This window comes from Tolypothrix sp. PCC 7712, from assembly GCF_025860405.1.
Classification (GTDB): domain Bacteria; phylum Cyanobacteriota; class Cyanobacteriia; order Cyanobacteriales; family Nostocaceae; genus Aulosira; species Aulosira diplosiphon.
This window is the reverse complement of sequence record NZ_CP063785.1, coordinates 551,331-570,155: the sequence shown is the minus strand read 5'-3', so window position 1 is coordinate 570,155 and position 18,825 is coordinate 551,331. Positions and strand designations below refer to the sequence as shown.

The 18,825-nt window shown below is 41.8% G+C and carries 17 protein-coding genes and 1 pseudogene; 14 read left to right on the top strand and 4 right to left on the bottom strand.

Annotated features, from left to right (window positions below; genetic code table 11):
- Nucleotides 1–85 precede the first annotated feature (85 nt).
- Nucleotides 86–211, top strand: a complete 126-nt coding sequence (locus HGR01_RS02155; RefSeq protein ID WP_045870083.1) for a photosystem II protein Y — start codon at nt 86–88, stop codon at nt 209–211.
- Nucleotides 212–478: 267 nt separating this feature from the next.
- A complete protein-coding gene (locus HGR01_RS02150; RefSeq protein WP_045870143.1) occupies nt 479–1,726 on the top strand; it encodes a bifunctional folylpolyglutamate synthase/dihydrofolate synthase in 1,248 nt (415 codons plus the stop codon).
- A gap of 410 nt (nt 1,727–2,136) precedes the next feature.
- Here HGR01_RS02150 and HGR01_RS02145 read toward each other — a convergent pair whose 3' ends face one another.
- The 3 genes from HGR01_RS02145 to HGR01_RS02135 all read right to left on the bottom strand — a co-directional run bounded on the left by HGR01_RS02145 (nt 2,137) and on the right by HGR01_RS02135 (nt 4,276).
- Nucleotides 2,137–2,532: a DUF309 domain-containing protein gene (locus HGR01_RS02145; RefSeq protein ID WP_045870082.1), complete on the bottom strand. Its 396-nt coding sequence runs from the start codon at nt 2,530–2,532 to the stop codon at nt 2,137–2,139.
- Complete coding sequence (locus tag HGR01_RS02140) at nt 2,529–2,894, bottom strand: ferredoxin thioredoxin reductase catalytic beta subunit (protein ID WP_045870081.1); 366 nt, start codon at nt 2,892–2,894, stop codon at nt 2,529–2,531. The genes HGR01_RS02145 and HGR01_RS02140 overlap by 4 nt, the downstream gene beginning before the upstream one ends.
- Before the next feature lie 221 nt (nt 2,895–3,115).
- A complete protein-coding gene (locus HGR01_RS02135) occupies nt 3,116–4,276 on the bottom strand; it encodes a DUF58 domain-containing protein (RefSeq protein ID WP_045870142.1) in 1,161 nt (386 codons plus the stop codon).
- A 246-nt stretch (nt 4,277–4,522) separates the two neighbouring features.
- Between HGR01_RS02135 and HGR01_RS02130 the strand changes: the two genes are divergently transcribed.
- The 3 genes from HGR01_RS02130 to eno all read left to right on the top strand — a co-directional run bounded on the left by HGR01_RS02130 (nt 4,523) and on the right by eno (nt 8,488).
- On the top strand, nt 4,523–5,737 hold the full coding sequence (locus HGR01_RS02130; RefSeq protein ID WP_045870080.1) for a type IV pilus twitching motility protein PilT: 1,215 nt from the start codon (nt 4,523–4,525) through the stop codon (nt 5,735–5,737).
- A gap of 304 nt (nt 5,738–6,041) precedes the next feature.
- A complete protein-coding gene (locus HGR01_RS02125; RefSeq protein ID WP_194007887.1) occupies nt 6,042–6,965 on the top strand; it encodes a pentapeptide repeat-containing protein in 924 nt (307 codons plus the stop codon).
- Nucleotides 6,966–7,198: 233 nt separating this feature from the next.
- The gene (gene eno / locus HGR01_RS02120; protein WP_045870078.1) at nt 7,199–8,488 is read left to right on the top strand and encodes a phosphopyruvate hydratase; all 1,290 of its coding nucleotides are present in this window, start codon (nt 7,199–7,201) and stop codon (nt 8,486–8,488) included.
- Between the two features lie 90 nt (nt 8,489–8,578).
- Here the strand turns inward: eno and argC are convergent, their stop codons facing one another.
- A complete protein-coding gene (argC, locus tag HGR01_RS02115) occupies nt 8,579–9,637 on the bottom strand; it encodes an N-acetyl-gamma-glutamyl-phosphate reductase (protein WP_045870077.1) in 1,059 nt (352 codons plus the stop codon).
- Nucleotides 9,638–10,106: 469 nt separating this feature from the next.
- Here argC and ribBA point away from each other — a divergent pair, with 469 nt between their 5' ends.
- From ribBA to HGR01_RS02070, 9 genes and pseudogenes are all read left to right on the top strand, one after another.
- Complete coding sequence (ribBA, locus tag HGR01_RS02110; RefSeq protein WP_081583994.1) at nt 10,107–11,894, top strand: bifunctional 3,4-dihydroxy-2-butanone-4-phosphate synthase/GTP cyclohydrolase II; 1,788 nt, start codon at nt 10,107–10,109, stop codon at nt 11,892–11,894.
- Nucleotides 11,895–12,160: 266 nt separating this feature from the next.
- On the top strand, nt 12,161–12,595 hold the full coding sequence (locus tag HGR01_RS02105; RefSeq protein ID WP_045870076.1) for a hypothetical protein: 435 nt from the start codon (nt 12,161–12,163) through the stop codon (nt 12,593–12,595).
- Nucleotides 12,564–14,507, top strand: a complete 1,944-nt coding sequence (locus HGR01_RS02100) for a caspase, EACC1-associated type (RefSeq protein ID WP_045870075.1) — start codon at nt 12,564–12,566, stop codon at nt 14,505–14,507. Before HGR01_RS02105 ends, HGR01_RS02100 begins: the two co-directional genes overlap by 32 nt.
- Before the next feature lie 102 nt (nt 14,508–14,609).
- Nucleotides 14,610–14,948 carry a diversity-generating retroelement protein Avd gene (gene avd / locus HGR01_RS02095; protein WP_045870074.1) on the top strand — a complete coding sequence of 113 codons (339 nt, stop codon included), beginning with the start codon at nt 14,610–14,612 and terminating at the stop codon, nt 14,946–14,948.
- A 134-nt stretch (nt 14,949–15,082) separates the two neighbouring features.
- Complete coding sequence (locus tag HGR01_RS02090) at nt 15,083–16,126, top strand: RNA-directed DNA polymerase (protein ID WP_045870073.1); 1,044 nt, start codon at nt 15,083–15,085, stop codon at nt 16,124–16,126.
- A gap of 36 nt (nt 16,127–16,162) precedes the next feature.
- On the top strand, nt 16,163–16,306 hold the full coding sequence (locus HGR01_RS02085; RefSeq protein ID WP_155539195.1) for an SUMF1/EgtB/PvdO family nonheme iron enzyme: 144 nt from the start codon (nt 16,163–16,165) through the stop codon (nt 16,304–16,306).
- Between the two features lie 316 nt (nt 16,307–16,622).
- Nucleotides 16,623–16,952 (top strand): DUF433 domain-containing protein, encoded by a 330-nt coding sequence (locus HGR01_RS02080; protein WP_045870072.1) that lies wholly within the window; start codon nt 16,623–16,625, stop codon nt 16,950–16,952.
- Between the two features lie 221 nt (nt 16,953–17,173).
- Entirely contained in the window at nt 17,174–18,484 is a 1,311-nt protein-coding gene (locus tag HGR01_RS02075; protein ID WP_096621593.1) for an IS701 family transposase, read from the top strand.
- A 113-nt stretch (nt 18,485–18,597) separates the two neighbouring features.
- A pseudogene (locus HGR01_RS02070) lies at nt 18,598–18,822 on the top strand (hypothetical protein); the annotation flags it as partial.
- Between the last annotated feature and the right edge of the window lie 3 nt (nt 18,823–18,825).

The window sequence follows — 18,825 nt, the reverse complement described above, 5'->3', positions numbered from 1 at the left end:
GCTGGAAAATTTGTCCACTTCAGCTAACAATAAAAAATGAGAGCAGTTGACAAAAGTTTAATTTATTTAACAGAGGGGTTCTAAAATGGACATTGATTTTCGTGTAGCCGTTGTTCTAGCACCAATAGCCATTGCTGCTGGTTGGGCTGTATTTAATATTGGTGCAGCTGCTTTACGACAAGTGCAAAACTTTTTAAACAGAGAAGCTTAAATTTTAAGCATAATTAACATTTTTTAGCCGGCTGTTTCCCGTCACAAGGGCAGTCGGTTAATTTGTATTTAGATCTTTGGTGTTTGGTGTTTGGTATTTGGTGTTAGTCACGAGTCAAACGTTCACCAGAAAGGAATAGACATCCCCAATCCCCATTACCCCTTATCCCCAGAGGGGGCCCCGAGTTCCCCAATCCCCAATCCCCATTACCCCTTATCCCCAGAGGGGGCCCCGAGTTCCCCAATCCCCAATCCCCATTCCCCAATCTTGGATATCGACTCTCTATTACAATCCTTTCAACACTTCGGTATTAATTTAGGACTGTCACGCATTGTCAAACTTTTGGACAAGCTTGGTAATCCCCATCAGCAAGTGCCTGTAATTCATGTTGCTGGTACTAATGGTAAAGGTTCTGTCTGTGCCTATCTATCATCAGTTCTCACTCAAGCTGGTTATCGGACAGGACTTTACACCTCTCCACATTTAGTTGATTGGACAGAACGTATTTCTGTTAATCAACAGCCAATTGCTTCAGAGGAATTATATAAATTACTACAAAAGGTTAAAGATGCAAATGCACCTGATGAAGAATCTCCCACTCAATTTGAAGTGATTACCGCCGCTGCATGGTTATATTTTGCCCAGCAGCAGGTAGATATAGCAGTGGTAGAAGTAGGATTGGGCGGACGCTTGGATGCTACCAACGTTTGCTCACAGCCTTTAGTAACAGTCATTACTTCCATCAGTCGCGAACATTGGCAGCAGCTAGGGCCGACTGTTGCCCATATTGCTGGCGAAAAAGCCGGAATTCTTAAGCCTGGATGTCCGGCTGTGGTGGGGCCATTACCTAAAGAAGCAGAAGCAGTTGTGCGATCGCGTATTCAAGAATTAGAATGCCCGATATTTACACCCCAACCTGCGCGTTCTGTCTCTTCAGGATGGGCGGAATATCAAACTCTAGATGGCAAATTAATTCAATATCCGCTAGCTTTACAAGGGCAAATTCAGTTAACAAATTCTGCCTTAGCTTTAGCTGCAATCGAAATTCTGCAAAAACAAGACTGGCACATTTCTCAAACAGCCATAATTAATGGCATGGCGAATACTAAATGGCCTGGACGTATTCAATGGGTAACTTGGAAAAAGCATAAATTATTGCTAGATGGTGCCCATAATCCAGCAGGTGCTCAAGTTTTACGTGATTATGTTGATACATTGGCTAACCCAAAAATAACTTGGGTGATGGGAATGATGGCAAATAAAGACCATGCCGATATTTTCCAGGCTTTATTACGAGAAGGAGACAAGTTATGTCTCGTACCTATACCAGATACTTCTTCGGCGATTCCCGATGACTTAGCCAAACTAGCTGCGGAAATTTGTCCAGGATTGAGTTTTTGTCAATCTTACCCCGATTTAACTTCCGCCTTAGAAGCAGCTTTTGCTTCTCCCGAGGACTTAGTTGTTTTATGTGGTTCTCTTTATTTAATCGGACACTTTTTGTCCATCAAATAATTTCAATTCTGGTGTTGCTGATTGATGGGATGATTTTTGTCTCACGCATTCGACGAAGTCGTTCTCGCAGAGTAGGCGCAAAGGCGCAAAGAATCGACTTTCAGTTTTGTCTAGAAGCCTGAATTCATCCCGCAAATATGCAACGCCTCAATTCTATACATCCCTGCTAAGTTGAAAGTGCCGAGTGCTGAGTGAAAAGCTAAGTAGTGATGCAAAATTAAATATACATTTGTCATTGCGAACGTAACGAAGTGGAGTGAAGCAATCACAAGGGTTTTGGGGTTGCTTCGCTTCGCTCGCAATGACATAAATAATTTTGCGTGAGTACTTAGCACAGATGCGTTAGCGATAGCGTAACGCATCCTACGTAAACTGGATTCTTAATTTTGATTAGTATTAGCCTTGATACTTCAGCCTTCTTGTACTAGCTCAATCCTAGGCAAAGGCAATGTGTCAAATTCACCCAAATCATCAGTAGCAGTTTGATCTGGGCTAGTTTTTTGTAATGCTTGCAACAATGCCACACTCTGAATTAATAAAGCTTCTAAATCGATGCCACCGTAACTGGATGGGTACCGTCGCAGACGATTACTGCCTTCTCCTAGTAGAATAGCTGCACCCCGCCAGTTGTGATTACTCAAATGATAAAGTGCTACTGCAATTTGGAGAATCCCTTGATAAAAGGTTTTTTCTGGTTCGCTGGCTTCAATCCACAAAGCTTCTAAAGTGTCATGACAGGCATAGAACTGTCCAGTATTAAACTGTTCTACGCCTTGCCAAAACTCTTGGGGCATGGTTTCACTCATGCCATACTGTCTCGCACTTCTTTGATGGTTTCGAGAGTGATTTCTTGTTGTTCTCCCGCAAACTCGTTGTCTGTAGTGAGAAACAGCATACAATGGCACTCTTTACGTTCCCGCATCGGCACACAGGGACAGTTCCAATATGTGGCGTGGACTTCGGCTTCTTTATCTTCGTAGTGGCGGCAAGGGCATAAAGGCGCACCAAGTTCGTCTTTATGTTTAGCTAGCCCTTCAATCACGACTGCGGTAACCGAAGGTTCAGAACAGAAGTAGGTTCCAGTACGCTTGGCGTATTGTTCGGAAAAATGCCGCATTGCTTCTAGGCTTTTATCGCTGGATTTTGTATTCACTTCTGATGAGATCATTAGATCAGCCGCTCATAATTTAAACATTTCTTTGCATTGTACCTCAGCCTGAATGCGGTAATCCTGGGGAGATTTCCCCAACCTTTGTTACTAAATTGCAATAGTGTTTGTCCAAAGGCTGATATACCTGGGTTACTGGGATCAAAAAATCTTGGAGTCATCAGAAAAGCTTAACTTGAAAGCAGATATTGAAATTTTCAATACATGAAATTGTCAGTAATTTATGAGTGTAAGGATTTTTGTAGTTGTGGTTGTAGTCCTTGCTCAGTTTGTATAACAATACCCGGATAATCTCGATTAGCTATTACTGGTTCTGTGGCAGCAGGATGATTTTCCCATAAAATCCAACGACTACCTAAAGGTAAGGAAGTCAGGGTTTGAGGATTGGAAGTTAGCCAAATTAAGGGATAGCCTTCTGGAATAGGTGCATTAGCATCTTCCTGGGGGGTAGTAGCTGCTAAGGCTTCTTGAACTATGCGATCGCCTTTAATTAATCCCGTGAATGCTGTCCACAGTTGGACTTGGATATTTTGCCTCTGGGCATAAAAATAAAGTGATGCAGCAGCAATGACAGCTTGTTCAAAGTTCTCTTCTGCCCAATTCACTGCACTGTCAAGCGCAATAATAATTTCTTGCCCGCTAGTAACTATTTCTAATTCCCGTACCCGTAATTCCCCGTAGCGCGCGCTGGTGCGCCAGTGAATTAGGCGAGTAGGATCGCCTAGACGATAAGGACGAAGCGATCGCACTAGTCCGGTTGTCTCTGTTTGCAAGGTTTTGCCCTGAAAGTTACTCATGTCGCTTTCGTCTTGCCCCATTTCATCTACTAGTGGGCAGTAAGTTAGCGGTAACACACTCGGATATACAATCGCTGTGGCTGCACATTCACGCTGACGGCGACACCAAAACAAGCCTAAAGGCGCACCGCTAACAAGTTCAACTGAATGCCAGCGATAAACACCCCGGCGTGGGGTTGGTTGGTAATATACCCAACGGTAATGCTCTTGGGGGGGAATGGTTTCTATGGCCTTGGTTACTGGTTTCCCCAACACAAAAGGCAACATATCTTCAACTTGTAGCAAGTTTACAGCTTGCTTTGTTTGATTGTGAATTTCGATTTCAACCGTTAATTCATCTCCGGCTGTGACAGGCCTAATGGTACGGCGTTTCACAGTTAAACCCACAAGCGATCGCGGCGGCAAAATAGCAGCTATGGCTAACAGAGCAAAACTCACTCCACTAATGGCATAAAGCCAACCCGCCATTGTATTCACAGCAGCGCCAAAGAAGCAGATAGCAATTCCTGCTAAAACCCAACCGCTATATGCAGGGGCACAAGCGCGGGTTTCTAACCAGTTGATGGTACGTTTAATGATTTTCATAATCTCCTTTTTAGCCCAACCATAAATGAAATTCATAGAAATTCATGGTTTCACTAAAGAATTGGTAAAGACCATCGTAAAAACGAAAATATTACCTAAGTATGTTGTAGATTGAAAATCTAAGTAACTCCACGGTTGACCTCAGAAGAATTGATAAATCTACAAGTTATGTCAACTGCATACTTTGAGGCTCAAAATTAAGCTTTAACCTTTGGTTTAATCAAATATTTACTATAGGAAATAATAATGAACGGCGAATCTAGCTCACAATATTTAATTCCTCAAATCCCTACTCTCCCCGCACCGCCACCACCACCATTTGCAATTCAGAAAAAGCCAGTTTCTATTCAACAAATGGTACATGATGCGTACAATCTGCAAGCTACTGATATACATATTCGTGTCGGAGAATTGCCACGCTTTCGCATTCGTGGACAGATGGAAGTTTACGAATTAGCAGGTGTAGTCACACCAAAAATATTTGAGAATTATTTAAACGAGATTCTCTCCCCATCTGCCAAGCAGCAATTTACTCAAACTAAAGAATTAGATACAGCAATTGTTTATCCTGGGCTTGTACGCTGTCGTATCAACTGTTTTGAAACCTTAACTGGTGGTGCAATGGTGCTGCGATTAATTACATTACATGTTCCCAGTATTGATAGTTTGGGATTGCCACCAATTCTCAAAAACATTGTTAATAAAAAACAAGGATTAATTTTAGTTGCTGGATCAACTGGCTCAGGTAAATCTACCACCATAGCGGCAATGATCCGCTATTTAAATGAAACTCAACAAAAACATATCATCACAATTGAAGACCCAATTGAATATGTGCATACTTCCCAAAATAGCTTAGTTAGTCAAAGGGAAGTAGGTTTACACACCCACGAATTTCATGATGCTTTGCGGTCAGCATTACGGGAAGACCCCGATGTGATTGTAGTAGGAGAAATGCGCGATCGCATCACTGTTGATACTGCCATTAAAGCTGCACAAACTGGTCACTTAGTATTAGGTACTCTCCACTCTAAAGATTCAATTGGTGCAATTAATCGCCTCCTCAATCTCTATAATCCTGATGAGCAGGCAATTATGCGGGTACAAATTGTTGATTCCTTAGTTGCTGTTGTGGCCCAACGTTTACTCAGCACAACAGATGGTGGTCGCACAGCACCTATGGAAATCTTGATTAACACACCCACTATGCAAGATTATCTATTAAAGGGTGAAGACACAGAAGCATATCAACTGATAGAAGCTAGCCGCAAAGAAGGTATGCAAGTAATGAATGATGCCCTTTGCGAATTGATGTTAACTGGTCAAATCAGTATTGAAGATGCCTTCAACAACACACCAGATATCGGTGATTTACGTCGTCGTTCTCGCAACGAAGGATTAGATCCATCTCATTCAACTGGACGTAGTTTTTTCAAAGCTTATAGCTATAGTTCACGCTGAAATTAACTACTACCTCTACCATATAAATGGTGATGCGTTCGCAGTAAGAAATTTAGTACTGAAAATGCTTTAAAATAAAGACTTCATACCTTACTACGAAATTATTTCCAAAACAAAATGGGAAGTATAAAAACCCACCAATAAGACTCTAAGATCTCAAAAAGATTTTAGAGTCTTACATCTTGTTATATTAAGCACGTAGATAACAGCAGGATAAGTAATCTTGAAAATAAATCCATTAAAGCAGAAAATCAAATCATTATGGCTAACGCGACTTTTACTTTGGACTGTTTGGCTTAGTGCTTTGACAGTTTTAACAGTCACTTTATTTTTTTCCGACTCCATTGCTAGCTGGCTTTCAAATTTAGCTTTTATCAAGATACTTGATGCTCTTAGTAAACTGGGGGTGCTGATAGGTGTAACGGTTTTCTTACTTGAACTTCCAAAACGAGAAGAAAGAATTGTTTCTGAAAGAAAGAGGTCACATTTTGAATACTGGAAAGCAATCGATGCGGCCGCTGCTTCTGGTACAGTTACTAGCTATGCTAGAAAAATTGCTCTAGAAGAATTAGCCAATGACAGGGTTTCTCTGCGGAATATAGATGCTCCTAATGTTGATTTAAAACGGGTTGATTTAACTGGAGCAGATTTAGTAGGGGCTAATTTCACAGGAGCTGATTTTACAGAAGCAATACTTGATGATGCTAATCTCAATAAAGCTAAACTTTATAGAGCTAGACTTTATGGTACATCTCTTCTAAAAGCACAATTAGAAAGTACCGACCTTAGAGAAGTTTTATATGATGAATATACCAAGTTTCCCATAGGTTTCAATGCGACTGCGGTAGGAGCATACTTGATTGCTCCTCATGTTTCTCTTCAAAAAGTTAAACTCTCAAACGCAATTCTTTGGAGTGTTAATCTTCAAGAAGCTAATCTTGAGGAATCTGATTTTACAGAGGCTAGTTTTCGCGGAGCAATGCTTAAAAATGCTAACTTCCAAAGAGCGAATTTAAAAGGAGCAAAGTTTGGCAATGCTAATCTTGCAGGAGCAAAACTGAATAATGCCAATATCCAAGGAGCTAATTTCTGGAATGCTAAAGGTTTAACTATAGAACAAGTTAAGTCTGCTCAAAATTGGGAAACAGCAGAGTACAGTAAGAATTTCTGTGAACAGCTAGGTTTATCCCCTCGCTTAACAACAAATACTGACAATGAGAAAGATTAGACTTTGGCACTTTGTAAATTCTGATACAAAAAATCTTTATTAAATAGACTCAGGCGCAGCATAAAATTCAAAATTGCAAATGAGTTGACGCAATGATTGGAAATCTTGTTTAATCTCAGCCTATAAAGTCCTTTAAAAGCCTATGCTAGCGATGGGGTGAAGTCAGTCATTAGGCGATCGCTTGCAAACCGGAAAAAGGTACTCTTACAAAGGAAACAAAGGATAAAGCGCACATGAGTACAACTGTAGATACTGCCATTGAGGCGATTGTTGCCCGTGAAATTCTAGACTCGCGGGGTAGACCAACTATTGAAGCAGAAGTACATTTGCTTAACGGTGCAGTGGGATTGGCACAGGTTCCCAGTGGTGCCTCTACTGGCACTTTTGAAGCACACGAACTGCGAGATCAGGATAAAAGCCGTTATGGGGGTAAAGGCGTACTGAAGGCAGTACAAAACGTTCACGATGCACTTGCGCCGAAGTTATTAAACCTGGATGCCCTCAACCAAGAATTGATCGACCGGACGATGATCGCTGCCGATGGTTCTGCCAACAAATCCAATTTAGGTGCGAATGCAATTTTGGCAGTTTCCTTGGCTGCAGCTAAAGCTGGTGCTGAGTCGCTAGGTATCCCCCTATATCGCTACTTAGGTGGGCCTTTAGCGAATTTGCTGCCAGTACCGTTGATGAACGTAATTAACGGCGGTGCCCACGCAGCTAACAATGTGGATTTTCAAGAGTTTATGATTGTCCCCATTGGCGCATCTTCCTTCCGGGAAGCTTTGCGCTGGGGGGCAGAGGTGTTTGCTACCCTGAGCGAAGTATTAGCTGACAAGGGTTTATTAACTGGTGTGGGCGATGAAGGCGGTTTTGCCCCTAACTTGGAGTCCAATCAGGTAGCTTTGGAATTGCTAGTTGCTGCCATTCAGAAAGCTGGTTATAAACCAGGTGAACAAGTAGCGTTAGCTTTAGATGTGGCAGCTAGCGAATTTTACAAAAATGGACAATATGTCTACGACGGTAAACCCCACGCGCCTACAGAATTTATTGATTATCTAGCCCAATTAGTTGACCAATACCCAATTGTCTCCATTGAAGATGGCTTGCATGAAGAAGATTGGCAGAGTTGGCAATTGCTCACCCAAAAGATTGGTTCAAAAGTACAGTTAGTAGGTGATGACTTGTTTGTAACCAACGCCACCCGCTTACAAAAAGGCATTGAACAAAAAGCTGCCAACGCCATTTTGATTAAACTCAATCAAATTGGTTCTTTGACCGAAACTTTAGAAACCATTGACCTGGGCACTCGCAACGGTTTCCGGTCAGTTATTAGCCATCGTTCTGGTGAAACCGAAGACACCACGATCGCGGATTTAGCCGTAGCCACCCGTGCAGGTCAAATCAAAACCGGTTCCCTCTGCCGTAGCGAACGGGTTGCCAAATACAACCGCCTGCTTCGCATCGAGGATGAACTAGGCGATCGCGCCATTTATGCAGGTGCAGTGGGTTTAGGGCCGAAGTAGGGATTGGGGCATTGATGAGGCAGGGGGGCAGGGAGCAGGAAGCAAGGGGGAAGATATTACAATGCCCCATGCCCAATGCCCCATGCCCAATTACGGATAAAACCCAAGTTTGGGCAATCCCAAACTTTCATCCCAACCCATCATGATGTTTAAACATTGAATAGCTTGACCCGCTTGTCCTTTAATCAGGTTATCGATTGCTGACATCACAATCACGCGTCCGGTGCGCGGGTCAACTTCTATACCTATGTAGCAAAGATTGCTGCCGCTAGCCCATTTTGTTTGCGGGTAAACTCCACTATCGCAAACTCTTACCCAAGGGCAATTACGGTAAAAGGCGTTGTAAATAGTTACCATATCATCCCTGACTAAACCGGGATCGCGCAGTGTGGCATAAACTGTCGCTAAAATCCCCCGCACCATTGGGATTAAATGCGGTGTAAATTGAACTTTGACTTCATGTCCTGCAAGTTCGCTGCAAATTTGTTCAATTTCTGGGGTGTGACGATGGCGACCAACTCCGTAGGGGGAGAGAGAGTTATCTGCTTCAGCTAAGAGCATATTAATTTTGGCTTGTCTGCCACCGCCAGATGTGCCAGATTTAGCGTCAATAATGGCGGTTTCGGGGACAATTAAGCCTTGCTTCAACAGAGGAGAGAGTGCCAGCAGACTGGCGGTAGGGTAGCAGCCAGGACAGCCGACAAGCTGGGCTTCACTGATGCGATCGCGATAAAGTTCTGGTAATCCATATATTGCTGTAGCTGCAGTTGATTGATCGCTGCGCTCAGTTCCGTACCAAGTGGTATAGGTTGCCAAATCACTAAATCGATAATCGGCACTCAGATCTAGTACCTTACAGCCTTTTTCAATCAGTATTGGTGTAATTTGGCAAGCCAGACCATTTGGGAGAGAGAGAAACACTGCTTCACAGCGTTGGGCGATGACTTCTGCATCTACCGCCTCAATTGGCAGGTTAACTGCATGAGCCAGATGAGGGTAGAGATCCGCAAAGGGTTTTCCGGCACTACTCTCACCGCCTAAATAAACTAATTCGACTTCTGGATGATCCATGAGTAGCCGAACTAACTGCACTCCGCCATAGCCTGACGCGCCAACAATCCCAACTTGTACGCGTCCATTTTTGCCCATGATGATGAAATCCTTATCAGTTTTTGTTTAATTGAGTTATTAGCTATCAACATATCAGCGACCAGAGGCGCAACGCACAATCAGCCACGGATTGAAGCCGGGGTGTTAGTGGCTCTGCACTTACTAGCGGCGAGATTTTATGCTCTCACCGAAAGTCAATTTTTTAGCTGTTTCCTCCCAAGGGGGCAGAAACAGCTGTTTACATTCTTTAGTGAAGAGGGAATTAGACATTGGGAAAATACCATATTCACGCAATTCCAGACCTTTTGGGTCAGGAACGAGCTAGAAAAAATACTCTCGCTTTGAGCGTCTTACTGCCACACATGAGTATTAAACCTCAATTTTAGGGCAGAAATTTTTTGTCATGTTATCAAATCATTGCTAGTGTACTTCTCTGCCTTATAAAGGAGTTACAATCTAAAAGAAGAAATTGTTAAAAAAATTTACTTTTGGTACCTGGAATTCCTCTGTGTCAAAGCCTAAGACTAAACGGCAGTCGCAAGCCACTCCCCTCAACTCTAGTGAGCAGAGTACTGGGGTGGCTCCGCAAGTAGAGCAAGCCTTTCAGCAGTCGCCTGAGTCGGCTGATGGTGCTAGCACTGCAATTTCATCCTTCAAGTTTGATTCCATTGACGCAGCTTTGGCAGATTTAAAAGCTGGGCGTGTCATCGTCGTGGTAGATGACGAAAATCGCGAAAATGAGGGTGACTTGATTTGTGCTGCCCAATTTGCTACACCCGACATGATTAATTTTATGGCGGTGGAAGCAAGAGGACTGATTTGTCTAGCGATGAGTGGCGATCGCCTCGATGAACTAGACTTACCTTTAATGGTGAGCAATATTACCGACACCAACCAAACTGCTTTTACAGTCAGCATTGATGCGGGGCCGCATTTGGGTGTCAGCACGGGGATCTCCGCCGAAGACCGCGCGCGGACTATCCAAGTAACTCTCAACCCAGCCACAAAACCCTCAGATTTACGCCGTCCTGGGCATATTTTCCCCCTGCGCGCTAAAGCTGGCGGCGTACTCAAACGGGCGGGACATACAGAAGCGGCTGTAGACTTATCTCGATTAGCAGGGTTATACCCAGCCGGAGTAATTTGTGAAATTCAAAACTCCGATGGTTCGATGGCAAGGTTGCCCCAGCTCATTGAGTATGCTCGTAGTCATCATCTGAAAATTATTAGTATTGCGGATTTAATTAGTTATCGTCTGCAACACGATCGCTTAGTGATTCGCGAAAGTATTGCCGATTTACCCACTCAGTTTGGTCATTTCAAAATCTACGCTTACCGCCATACTTTAGATAATTGCGAACACGTAGCCATTGTTAAGGGCGATCCCGCTACCTTTAAAGATGAGCCAGTTATGGTGCGGATGCACTCAGAATGTCTGACTGGTGACGCTTTGGGTTCTTTGCGTTGCGATTGTCGGATGCAGTTGCAAGCTGCACTCAAAATGATTGAAGCGGCCGGACAAGGTGTCGTAGTTTACCTGCGTCAAGAAGGGCGGGGAATTGGCTTAATTAATAAACTCAAAGCCTATTCCTTACAGGATATGGGCTTGGATACAGTAGAAGCCAACGAGCGCTTAGGATTCGCCGCCGATTTGCGAGACTACGGTATGGGCGCACAAATGCTCATGGATTTAGGAGTCAAGCAAATTCGTTTGATTACCAACAATCCCCGTAAAATTGCGGGGGTGAAAGGCTATGGCTTAGAAGTAGTCGATCGCGTACCGTTATTGATTGAAGCCAACGATTACAATTCCTATTACTTAGCAACCAAAGCTAAGAAGTTAGGACATATGCTGCTGCAAACTTATTTAGTCACAGTAGCTATTCACTGGCAAGATGACCCCCAATCGGTAACACAACGCTATGAACGCCTAGAAAAAATTCGGCATTTAGCGAAAAATCATCACCTGTTACTACAAGAAGAAGCGCGACCACTAGCGATCGCACTCTTCGACAAGCCATCATTAACAGTACACTTAGGTTTTGACCAACCGAAAGTTGCAGATGGCGATTGGTATCAGCAGAAAGGTCATCCTTATTTGCAAGCTATCTGCCAAATTCTCGATCATCTCGCAACTTTGCCTTATATCGAAAAGCTGGAATTCTTGATTTCTCCTGGTAGCGATCCTCTAACGAATTTGCAAGTGCAGGTAGATCGTCAGACCTTTGAAGCTGGTACACTACCCTCAACAATTTGCGATCGCTTAGAAACTCAGAAAATTTACAGCTTTAGCTAAGGGACTTCCAAGAAATAAATTATTCCATCTTGTGGGGCGGGCATCTTGCCCGCCACATAAACTGGGCGGACAAGATGTCCACCCCACAATAAATATTGGGATATTTTTTATTTGGAAGTCCCTAAGCTGAGGTCATGGCAGCCTTTTACTCAGCGCACCGCTAATCACTTCAAAAGCGAGTTGCTAGCCTAGCGGATATTAACTAGATTTTGGATAATAACCGTTACAATCTTTAAAAAATACTATGAAAAATACTTAGGCATTCCATGACAACGATATCTAACGTTCAGGTGACGATTTCTCTGGCTGGGCTGGATTTAGATGACGAAGATTTGCAAGCAGAAGTGCAAAATTTGCTCCCGCAGCTAAGAGAAGTAGATGGTGTAGAAGAAGCAGCTTTAGTACCTGAAGACAATGCACCCAAAGGCTCAAAAGCTTTCGGGGGTTTTTTGTGGAATTTGTTAAATTTAGAAATTAATCCGGCGAATATCAAGACATTGTTTAGCTTTTTGGGCGATCGCTTCGGCAACAAACCCATTAAACTGGTAGTCAAAGGTACTGATGGTAGAGAACTCAACCTTGAAGCCAGCAGTCGGGAAGAGTTTGAATTTGCATTCCAAAAAGCACAGGATTTTTTGAATAGTACCAATAAGGCGCAAGATAGCAAAGATGGCGAAGGTAGCACTGCTAATAGGGATTAGTGAATATGAGCCAGGATTAGATCCCCTACCAAGCGCTGTCAAAGATGTAGAGGCGGTGCGGCGAGTTTTAGTCAACCCAGAAATGGGGGGTTTTGCTGAGGCAGATGTCACAGTGCTAAAAAATCCTCCACGCCAAGAAATGGAAGATGCTATTTATCATTTGTATGCTAATCGTCAAAAAGATGACTTGCTACTGTTCTATTTTTCTGGTCATGGTGTGAAAGTAGAGGATGGTAATTTTTATTTCTCAACTCGCTACACCAAGAAAAATCAGGGAAAGCTGATCCCAACTTCAGCTGTCGCAGCTACAAATGTACATAGTTGGATGAACGACAGCAAATCTAAACGACTGGTGGTGATTTTAGATTGCTGTTTTAGTGGTGCTTTTGCGAAGGGTTTGACGGCTAAAGATGGCGGGAATATTGATTTACAACAGCATTTAGGCGGTGAAGGGAGAGCAATTCTCACAGCTTCCACTTCCACACAATATGCTTTTGAATCTGATGGCTTGGAACTTTCAATTTACACCCATTATTTAGTAGAAGGAATAGAAAAAGGTGCAGCCGATGTAGATGGTGATGGCTGGATTGCAGTAGATGAGTTGCATGGGTATGCGAAAAGCAAAGTCCAAGAAGCATCCCCTGCGATGACACCAGAGTTTTATCCCATTAAGGAAGGTTATCGGATTTTCTTGGCTAAGTCACCCAAGGATGATCCGAAGCTGAAGTATCGCAAGGAAGTAGAACGCCGCCTCAATAATGGCAAATTTACTATCCCCGCCCGTCGCTTGTTAAATTCATTACGCCTCCAATTAAAGCTGGAGGCTGAGATTGCTGATGCTATTGAAGCCGAAGTTCTACAACCATACCGAGAGTATCAGCGGAAATTAGCAGAGTATGAGGCAACACTAGTTGAGACAATTAAAGATGAGCCAAAACTGAGCGAAACTACTCTCAATGATTTGAGAGACTATCAGCAGCATTTAGGGCTGAGAGATGAAGATGTTGCGCCAATTGAAGCACGGATTATTGGTAAACCAAAAGATATCACCCCCAATCTCTCTTTGCACGTGAACAAGGGAGTCACAGAGGAAGTACAAACTACGAATCAGTTTGAGTTTGAAATAGTAAAGGTGAATGCTAGCGGAAAAATCATTGATAGCAGTCAGGGACACGCTGAGTTTTTTACAGAAAACCTGGGTAATGGCATAGTTTTGGAAATGGTAGCAATTCCTGGTGGTAAATTTCTCATGGGTTCGCCAGAGAATGAGGAAGGACGATATGACTCAGAAAGTCCACAGCATAACGTCACCGTTCAACCATTTTTCATGGGGAAGTTTCCTATTACTCAAAACCAATGGCAAGCTGTTGCTGCTCTTGATAAGGTAAATATTGATTTAAATCCCGACCCATCAAATTTTAAAGGTGCTAATCGACCCGTAGAACGTGTTTCTTGGGATGATGCAATTGAGTTTTGTGCCAGATTATCTCACAAGACAGGTAAAACCTATCGCTTACCCAGTGAAGCCGAATGGGAATATGCTTGTCGTGCAGGAACAACTACCCCGTTTTATTTTGGGGAAACGATTACAAAAGATGTAGCTAATCATGGGGCGATTGGGGGAGAAACAACAGATGTAGGAAAATTTCCTGCAAACCCCTTTGGTTTATTTGATATGTGTGGTAATGTATGGGAATGGTGTCAGGATGAGTGGCACGAAAATTATAATAATGCGCCAACAGATGGTAGTGCTTGGTTAGTTGGCAATGATAATAAAAATCGGCTGCTGCGTGGTGGTTCGTGGTTCAACGATCCCAGGAATTGCCGTTCGGCGATTCGCGTCAGGCGCGCGCGTGACGATAGGAGCGACGGCGTGGGTTTTCGGGTTGTGATGGTGCGGCGCAGGACTTAGTAGCCCTTTATACTCTTGCCCTTTAGAACTTTACGCTTTTTTCTTTACCCTTCTTTTTGTCTCGCGCAAAGCGCGATCAAATTTTTTATTTAATTTTTTTGGATGAGTGATTTACCAATAATACAGAAAACCTACGATTTAATCAAGTGGTACGTGCCTATTTTAAATCGTCTTCCCAGAGATCATAAATTTTTGTTAGGCGATCGGATGATTACACAGCTATATGATTTGTTAGATGCTTTAATTATAGCCCGATATGCCAAAGAAAAATTAGCTCAATTAGAATCTTTGAATAGTAAATTAGATATTTTACGTTATCAAACTCGCCTACTTTTAGATTTTAACTTAATTAAAATTGAGCGTTACGAATATGCTCACAAACTGTTAAATGATATTGGCATTGATTTGGGCGGATGGATTAAACAACAAAAAACAAGATAATTCGTAATTAATAACGTAGGGTGTGTTATGCCGTAGGCTAACGCACCGTTAATTATTGATGGTGCGTCGGTGCGTTGCGCTTCGCGACAACACACCCTACATATCTTTCCAAAAATCAAATATGAGTCCTATAAATGAAAGCATACGGTAATCTCTGGCAGGAAATTATAGCTTTTAATAATTTGCTATCAGCTGCCCAGCAAGCACAACGAGGTAAACGTTTTAGAGAAAATGTTTTAGAGTTTAATTACAATTTAGAACAAAATTTATTTGAATTACAAGCAGAATTACAATCAAAAACGTACTGCCCTGGAAGCTATAAAACATTTGAAATTTTTGAACCTAAACCGCGCATAATTTCAGCGGCTCCCTATCGTGATAGGGTAGTACATCATGCTCTCTGTAACATCATTGTCCCCATATTTGAACCCACATTTATTAGTGATTCTTACGCCAACCGTATTGGTTATGGCTCTCATCGTGCCTTGCGCCGCTTTACTCAATTTGCTCGTTTAAGCCGTTATGTGCTGCAAGCTGATATTCGTAAATATTTCCCTAGCATCGACCATGAAATTTTAAAGTCATTAATTAGACGTAAAATTAAATGTCCTGATACGCTTTGGCTAATCAATAAAATTATTGATTATAGTAACCATCAAGAACAAGTATTAAATTATTTCTCTGGAGATGATTTACTCACACCTCTAGAACGAAGACATGGCTTACCAATCGGCAATCTCACTAGTCAGTTTTTTGCAAATGTATATTTAAACAATTTTGACCATTTTGTGAAAGAACAAATCAAAGCTGTTCGTTATATTCGTTATGTTGATGATTTTGCTTTATTTTCAGATAATCAAGAATTTTTAGCAGACGCAAGAATCGAAATCGAGAAATATCTTGCTAATCTAAGATTAAAAATTCATCCAGTTAAAAGCCAATTATTTGCTACAAAATACGGAGCTAACTTTGTTGGGTTTCGCATTTTTCCAAATCGCATTCGTGTACGCAGTGATAATCTGCGTCTAGCAAGAAAAAGATTACGGAAAATGTTGCAAGACTATCATCAAGGAAAAATTGAATATCAAAAACTCTCCCAATCAATGCAGAGTTGGCTTGCTCACTTAAAGCATGGTGATACATGGCAACTGCGCCAGCAAATATTGAGTAATTGGTAATCATGTTAATCTAAACAATGGGTTAGGCGAAACCGACTGCTGCGTGGTGGTTCATGGAACAACAATCCCAGGAATTGCCGTTCGGCGAATCGCAACAGGAACGCGCGTGACAATAGGAACAACAACGTGGGTTTTCGGGTTGTGATGGTGCGGCGCAGTACTCTTTTGTGTCAGAACTAGTGAATGGGAATTCATCAGGCGTACCAAAAAAGAGTCCAGGCTTAATCCAGTGAGGTTGATTAAAATCTCCCTCCGAATATCAAACCGAGTCGGATAGCTTGGTAGGCTATATGGTCGAACAGTTGTCCGATTCATCTAATTTTAGAAAGTTCTAATTCAAACAATCGCTAATTCGTAATTCGTAATTAAAAAGTAGGGTGTGTTATGCCGCAGGCTAAGGCACCTTTTATTATGGAAAATGTTTCGGTGCGTTGCGCTGCGCGACAACACACCCTACATTAAATTAATATTTAGATAAATAGTAGCTAATAGTTATATGACAGGAGCAGCGACTCTAGTAAAGCAATATATCGAACAACGAGAGCAAGGTTATTGGATCGCAGGAACACGCATTTCTCTTGATTCGATTGTCTACTCTTTTTTAAATGGAGAATCACCAGAAAGTATTGCCCAAAACTTCCCGTTACTCTCATTAGAACAAGTATATGGTGCTATAGCCTTCTACCTTGCTAACAAAGAGTTAATTGATGCGTACTTAAAAGCAGGAGAAGCGGAGTTTGAACAACTACAAAATTCATTTAGAGAAAAGAATCCACTTCTGTATCAAAAATTGAAAGCTGCTGAAAGCCAGAAAAACAAAATATGACGGTAGTGCGATTTCAAGCAGACGCAGATCTCAAGCAAACAATTGTTAAGTAGTTAAACATAATTAATTACACAATGTCATTGCGAATGTAGCGAAGCGAAATGAAGCAATCGCAAGGGCTGGGATTGCTTCGCTGCGCTCGCAATGACTGTAATTAACCCTGTTTTGTCACTCTGGCAGTAGTATAATAAGGTAAAAATGCTAGAACCAAGACACAGAGCATGGTACAGCCCCGTCCAGCCGCACCAACAGTCAAATTTGTGGACGAATATTGCCAGTGGTATAAAAGTCTGTTTCCAGATGTTAGGAGTTTCGAGGCTTTTAAATATCTCCATGTAGGCTGCATTTCTGATCTAAAACGTAAAACATTGCCAGAAATAGCAAAAATCGTAGGATTAGATAACCAGCAAGGGTTGCATCATTTTCTAACTACATCACCTTGGGATATAGAAAAGTTAAGAACCTTAAGGTTAGAGTTAATTTTACAAGTGCTAAAAGGTAGACCAATCATTTTAATTATTGATGAGACAGGGGATAAAAAGAAAGGGAGCAAGACAGATTATGTGAAACGGCAGTATATAGGAAATTTGGGAAAAACAGATAATGGAATTGTGGCAGTGACAGTATATGGTGTTTTCTGTGGGATGACATTTCCATTACTGTTTGAAGTGTATAAACCCAGGGAAAGATTACAGGCAGGAGATAAGTACCGCACTAAACCAGAAATAGCAGCAATACTGATAAAAAAGCTACAATCAATGGGTTTTAAATTCAACTTAGTACTTGCAGATAGCTTATATGGAGAGAGTGGTAAGAATTTCATATCTGTATTAGATGAACTAAACTTGAACTATATAGTAGCGATTCGGTCAAATCATTATGTAGAAATACTTCCACGACAACATATTCAATATTTAAAGTGGCAGAAGTTTCAAAGGGTATTCTCTGACTTGAGTCGGGAAAATCGATTTATTAGAGAAATTATTCCGGGAAAACGTGGAGAACTTAGATATTGGCAAATTACTACAGATCCAGAAAATTTGCCTGATAACACTACTTGGTATGTGATGAGTAAATATCCAGACATTACGCCAAGAGAAGTTGGAAATTTTTACGGTTTAAGAACTTGGGTCGAGTACGGGTTAAAACAAAGTAAGAATGAATTAGGTTGGTCAGATTTTCGCCTGACTCACTACCCAGATATTGAGCGATGGTGGGAAATTATTTGCAGTGCTTATTTAATGGTTAGTCTGCATTCGGAGCAACTGTTTCAGTCTCCATCACAACGAGAGTCAAAATTTGTTTCACATCCTTGGTGGGATAATGGAAATGGCTGGAAGAACATTCTTAACAATCTTCGTTTGATTATTCAACCTTTTACTTTATTTAATCTGATATATCCCTGGTTAACGGTTTTTCCTATTCCTCAATTAGCTTTGGGTTTTTTTAAACTTCAATCTATTATTTATAGCCTCACCAGTTCAATTTTTATATCCCTGATTCACCCTGATTTCTACTTTTCCTCTGCCTAGAGTGACAAAAGAGGGTTAATTTTGCGTCGTTACTTACTGGTGCAGTTCGCAGACAACCACATCTTGACTTTCAATCAGCCAACGCAGCCGGACTAGAGGGGAAAAAAGACTCAGAAGTGTTGCAAATAGCTGCACAAGATGGCAGAGTTTTGGTAACTCACGACCGTAAAACAATGCCTACAGAGTTTGGTACATTTATCATGTCACAAACCAGTTCTGGAGTATTGATTCTCTCTCAAAATCTACCCATTAGTGATGCAATTGAATCACTTATTTTGGTTTGGGAAACTTCTATCGCTGAGAAATGGGTAAATCAAATCATGTCTATTCCTTTTTGAAGT